Here is a 5,481-nt window from a genome sequence, read left to right as displayed (position 1 = left end):
TGGCAAGACCGCCGATGATGGTCATCACGTTCGTGATATGGGCGAGTATGCGGCCTATTACAAACATTCGCTTGACCTCCCTCCCTGAATGCCAGGGCTTGTTTTTGTTGTACGGTCGGGCTTAACCGCGCCGGGATCCGGACGAAAAGTCCGGACCCCGGATCACTCCGGTTGCAGTATAAGGCAACCAGTTGTCAGAGCCGCTCGATAATGGTCACGTTCGCCATGCCACCGCCCTCACACATGGTCTGCAGACCATAACGACCGCCGCGATCCTGCAGAGCATGAACCAGAGTCGTCATCAGCTTGGTGCCGGAAGCGCCCAGCGGGTGACCAAGCGCAATGGCACCACCATTGACGTTCAGACGCGAAGGATCAGCACCGGTAGCCTGCAGCCAGGCCATGGGCACCGGAGCGAAGGCTTCGTTGACTTCGTACAGGTCGATGTCATTGATGTTCATACCGGCTTTCTTCAGCGCTCTTTCGGTCGCAGGCACTGGCGCTTCCAGCATGATGATCGGGTCGTGGCCCATCACGCTCATGTGGTGAATGCGGGCCAGCGGCTCGACACCCAGGGCTTTCAGCCCGCGCTCGTTAACAATCATCACACCGGTGGCACCGTCACAGATCTGGCTGGCAACAGATGCACTGATCACGCCGCCTTCCTGCAGGGTTTTCACCGCTGCAATGCCTTCCAGCGTGGCGTCAAAACGGATGCCTTCATCTACCAGATGCATCTCATCCTGCAAACCACCCTCAGCAGTGGCAACCTGTACCGGCAGAATTTCGTTCTTGAACTTGCCGGCGTTGGTGGCTGCGATGGCGCGCTGATGACTTTCGAAAGAGAACTTGTGCAGATCTTCGCGGCTGAAGCCGTATTTCTTCGCCATCATTTCCGCGCCCATGAACTGGCTGAACTCCGGCACGTCCGGATAGCGCTCACGGATCTTTGGTCCCATGTAGTGCTCGGCCATGTTGGCTTTCTGGGCCAGGAACAGGCTGGAACCCATGGGCGTACGGGTCATGCTCTCAACGCCTGCGGCAATGACCACGTCCTGGGTACCGGACATTACCGCCTGGGCCGCAAAATGAATAGCTTGTTGGGAACTGCCGCACTGACGATCAATGGAGGTGCCGGGAACGGATTCAGGCAGTTTTGACGCCAGTACCGCGTTGCGGGCGATGTTGGTGGATTGCTCGCCCACCTGCATGACACAACCCATGATAACGTCATCCACCAGCGCCGGATCAATACCGGTACGGTCAATCAGATTGTCCAGTACCAGACCCGCCAGATCCGTTGAGTGCCAGCCGGACAGGCGACCGCCACGACGGCCACCGGCAGTACGGGTTGCTGCTACGATATATGCTTCAGCCATGTTCATTTCCTCGCTGCAACTGCCGTCTTGGCAGCTGGTTGGTGTGCTCGGGCCGGATCTGAGCCGGCCGTAGTATGTGATGCGGGTCAGACGCCATTCTTGCGTTCACTGGCTACACCCGCGTCGTCGGATACGACGAGAATGAAAGGCAGTCTCAGCGTGGCGCCATACGGATGGCACCGTCCAGACGAACACTTTCACCGTTGAAGTAGCTGTTGGTCGCCATCAGCTCAACCAGAGAGGCAATTTCGTCCGGCTCGCCCAGACGCTTCGGGAATGGTACCGACGCCGAGAGCGCATCTTTGACATTGTCCGGCAGGCCGTTCAACAGAGGCGTACGGAACAGTCCCGGCATAATGGTGTTCACCCGCACGCCATCGCCCATCAGATCCCGTGCCATGGGCAGGGTCATACCCACCACACCGGCCTTGGAGGCCGCATAGGCCGCCTGACCAATCTGACCGTCCTGAGCGGCAACCGAGGAAATGTTGACGATAACACCCCGCTCGCCGTCTTCAAGGCCGTCCAGCGACAGCATGCCAGCGGCAGACTTGGCGGCACAACGGAAACTCCCGATCAGGTTGATCTGAATGATCTTCTCGAATTCAGGCAGCGGGAAATGCTTGATCTCATTGGTCTGCTTGGTACGGCTCGCGGTCTTGAAGGCATTACCGGTGCCGGCACAGTTCACCAGAATACGTTCCTGGCCGATGGCCGCACGGGCCTTGGCAAAGCCGGCATCGACGGCTTCTTCACTGGTGACGTCCACCTTGCAGAAAACGCCGCCGAGCTCGGCGGCAACGGACTCACCGCGCTCTTCGTTAAAATCAAAAATGGCGACTTTCACACCGGAAGCTGCCAGCCGGCGGGCAACCGCTTCACCGAGTCCGGATGCACCACCGGTAACCACCGCGCTGATCGAATTGTCGAGCTTCATAGGGTTTCCTTCTTATTGTGCTGATTGTCTGATTTCGCACAGTAAATCCCGGTCCGGGTACTGTAGTCTGTAATGGGCTCAGAGTAGGTAATCCGCTATCAGCCAACATCGTCGTATCCGACGAATTGCTATCGGACTCCCCGCAAAAGGTTGATTTCCGGACATTTATCTTATAGCTCGGGGACTTGCGACAGACTCCCCGGCGGCATAGACTGAGGGCCCGGTGTCCGAAGGTCCGGGCCCGTCACCTTACAAAAAAGCGGTTCAGAAAACCCGCGCCAAAAAAAGGACATCTCAGGTATGTCTTCCGCCAGCCTCAGCCGCGTGCTGATGACCAGCAAGCTCAATCCGCCGACCTCAAGGGCTGCCCAGGTACCCCGTGACCGCGTCAGCGAACAGGTGCTTGCCGCATCCGCAGCCCGGCTTGTTCTGGTGCGGGCACCGGCCGGCTTTGGCAAGACCACCGCCATGACCCAGTGTATGACCCGCATGGACCAGGCCGGCATCGAAACCGCCTGGCTGACCCTGGACGACGCCGACAATGATGTGTCCCGGTTCATCTGGTACCTCAATGCTGCGGTATCCAGGCTGACCCGTGAACAGGACGACGAACAGGCCTTTGCCGCCAGCGCCAGCGGCTCCTCCGGCGATGCCGCTTTCGAGATAGTGGCCCGGCTCGCCGAGCACGAATCCCCCTTCGCCCTGTTCCTGGACGATTTTGAACGGATTCAGGATCCGGCCGCTCTGGGCCTGGTCCGGGAAATCATTGAACACCTGCCCCGGCGCGGGCAATTTATCATCGGCTCCCGCACCCTGCCCGAACTGGGTCTCGGCCGCCTGCGGGCCAGAGGCCAGCTACTGGAAATTGACGCCACCCAGCTGCGCTTCAGTGTGGAGGAAACCACCGATTTTCTGATCGCCCGACGCCAGCTGGCCCTGACCCAGGAGGACCTGCTCAAGATCCATAGTCGTACTGAAGGCTGGGTAACCGCGCTCTGGCTGGCCTCTCTGGCGCTGGAAGGCCATAGCTCGCCCGATTCGTTTATCGAACGCTTTTCCGGGGCGAGCCAGACCATCGCCGACTACCTTGCCTTTGACGTCCTGGCCCTGCAGTCCGAACCGGTGCGCCAGTTCCTTCTGCGTACCAGCATACTGCGCCACCTGAATGTACCTCTGTGTGAAGCACTGCTGCCGGAAACCGACGCCCGGGCCATGCTCCAGCACCTGTCCTCTACCAATACCTTCCTGACTCCGCTGGAAAACGAAGACACTACCTATCGTTACCACAGCCTGTTTTCAGAATTTCTGAAAGCACAGTTACAGATCCAGCACCCGGAGGAAATACCGCAGCTCCATCTGGCGGCCTCACTCTGGTACGAAAAACAGGATCGCCCGGTCCCGGCCATTGACCATGCTCTTGAAGGCGGCGATTACCAGCGCGCCATGAGACTACTGCAGGACCACGCCGCCAACCTGCTGTCCCAGGGCCGCATGCGCCTGCTCAGCCGCTGGTTCGGCAGCCTGCCACCAGAGCACCTGAAAACCGATGAACGCCTCCAGATGATCTGGATCTGGGCGGTGTGCTTTACCCGGGGGCCGACCGAGGCCCTTGAAATGCTGGAAGAGACCGGGCTGGACCATTCCGACAACCCCAACATCCGCCCCCATGTGCGGGCCATACGCCCGCTGATGCTGTCGGTCATGGACCGCCAGGAAGAGGCCATTGAGGCCGGCGAGAAAGGCCTGCCGGAGCTGCCCACCAGCCAGCCATTCGCCGACATGGCCATGATCAACTCCATGGCCAGCACCTATTCGGTGATGGGCCTGTACGACAAGGCCCGCCAGTTGCTGGACGGCGCCAGAGATGCCCAGGGCGCCCACGCCAGCGCCTTCAACGCCATGTATTCCGAGACCGTGGAAGGCATCATCGACATGCAGGAAGGCCGTCAGCGCCAGGCCGCCGCCCGCTTCCGGCTGGCGGTAGGCGCAACGCGACAGGCATCCTCGTTCAACCAGGCCAGTGGCAACGCCTGGGCCGGGGTATTGCACGCCGGCGCCATTTACGAATCCAACCAGCTGGAACTGGCCGCCCGCCTGCTCCACGTCTATGGCCCACTGGCACGGGACGTCGGACTGCCGGACCACATGCTGCTGGGCGACATCATGCTGGCCCGGATTGCCTTCAGCAAAGGCGACATTGACCAGGCCTTCCGCATACTCACCGAACTGGAACACCTGGGCCATATCCGCCAGCTCAGCCGGGTGGTGGCCACAACCCGCCTGGAGCGCTCCCGGTTACTGCTGTTCCAGGGCCGCTCAGAGGCTGCCCGACAGGAGCTGCAACGGGCAGGCGACCCCTTTCTGTGGCAACGGGTGAACACCCTGCGCCTGCCAGCAAACGATCTGGAATATCTCGAACTTGCAGAGTTCCGCTGGGACATCCTCGCGGGCAATCCGGAAGATGCACTGCCCGGCATCGAGCGTTCACTCACCGAAGCCAACGCCGAACACCGTTACCGCCGGGCACTGAAGCTGAAACTGCTCAAAGCCATGGCACTGCAACGCAACGCCCACATCCGGGAAGCACTGGAACTGATGAAGGAAGTGCTGCAGGCAGCCGCCACCGAAGGCTATGTGCGCCTGATAGTCGACGAAGGCCCTGCCGCCGGCACACTCGTAGTACTGTTCAGCCAGAACATGAGAGAACAGAACTGCGAGATCACCAACCCGATTCTTGCCGGCTTTGTCCACACCCTGATCGAAGCCTTCGGCCCCGCCGTCCGTGAGAGCGCTTCTGCTGAAGAACTCGAAGACACCCTGCTGGACCCGCTGACCCGCAAGGAAATCCGGGTGTTGCAGCTACTCTCCGAGGGCTATTCCAACGGAGCCATGGCAGAAAAGCTGTTCGTCTCCGACAGCACCGTGCGCACCCACCTGCGCAACATCAATTCCAAACTCAACGCCAGCAGCCGGACCCAGGCCGTGGCTATCGCCCGGCGATTGGGGATTGTCTGAAGAACGTTTTTGCCACGGAATTCGGAGTTTTCATCCTTCGACGAGCTCAGGATGAACGGAGTGAGAAAATAATACCTGAGTCCGATCGGACGTGGGGTGGGGTGTTTTTTCTGTCGGAAAAAGGTGTCTGAGCGAAGCGAGTTCTTTTTC

Annotated in this window: 3 protein-coding genes; 1 reads left to right on the top strand and 2 read right to left on the bottom strand. The window is 60.0% G+C overall.

The window, feature by feature from the left end:
• Positions 1 to 194 precede the first annotated feature (194 nt).
• Together AAC035_RS18135 and AAC035_RS18130 are read right to left on the bottom strand one after the other, a co-directional pair.
• A complete protein-coding gene (locus AAC035_RS18135) occupies positions 195 to 1,379 on the bottom strand; it encodes an acetyl-CoA C-acetyltransferase (RefSeq protein WP_339806501.1) in 1,185 nt (394 codons plus the stop codon).
• Between the two features lie 154 nt (positions 1,380 to 1,533).
• Positions 1,534 to 2,316, bottom strand: a complete 783-nt coding sequence (locus AAC035_RS18130; RefSeq protein ID WP_339806500.1) for an SDR family NAD(P)-dependent oxidoreductase — start codon at positions 2,314 to 2,316, stop codon at positions 1,534 to 1,536.
• Positions 2,317 to 2,616: 300 nt separating this feature from the next.
• Here AAC035_RS18130 and AAC035_RS18125 point away from each other — a divergent pair, with 300 nt between their 5' ends.
• Positions 2,617 to 5,331: a LuxR C-terminal-related transcriptional regulator gene (locus AAC035_RS18125; protein ID WP_339806499.1), complete on the top strand. Its 2,715-nt coding sequence runs from the start codon at positions 2,617 to 2,619 to the stop codon at positions 5,329 to 5,331.
• Positions 5,332 to 5,481 lie beyond the last annotated feature (150 nt).

This window comes from uncultured Marinobacter sp. (genome assembly GCF_963974375.1).
Classification (GTDB): domain Bacteria; phylum Pseudomonadota; class Gammaproteobacteria; order Pseudomonadales; family Oleiphilaceae; genus Marinobacter.
Note: the sequence above shows the minus strand (reverse complement) of the source record. Positions and strands in the feature narration are given on the sequence as shown.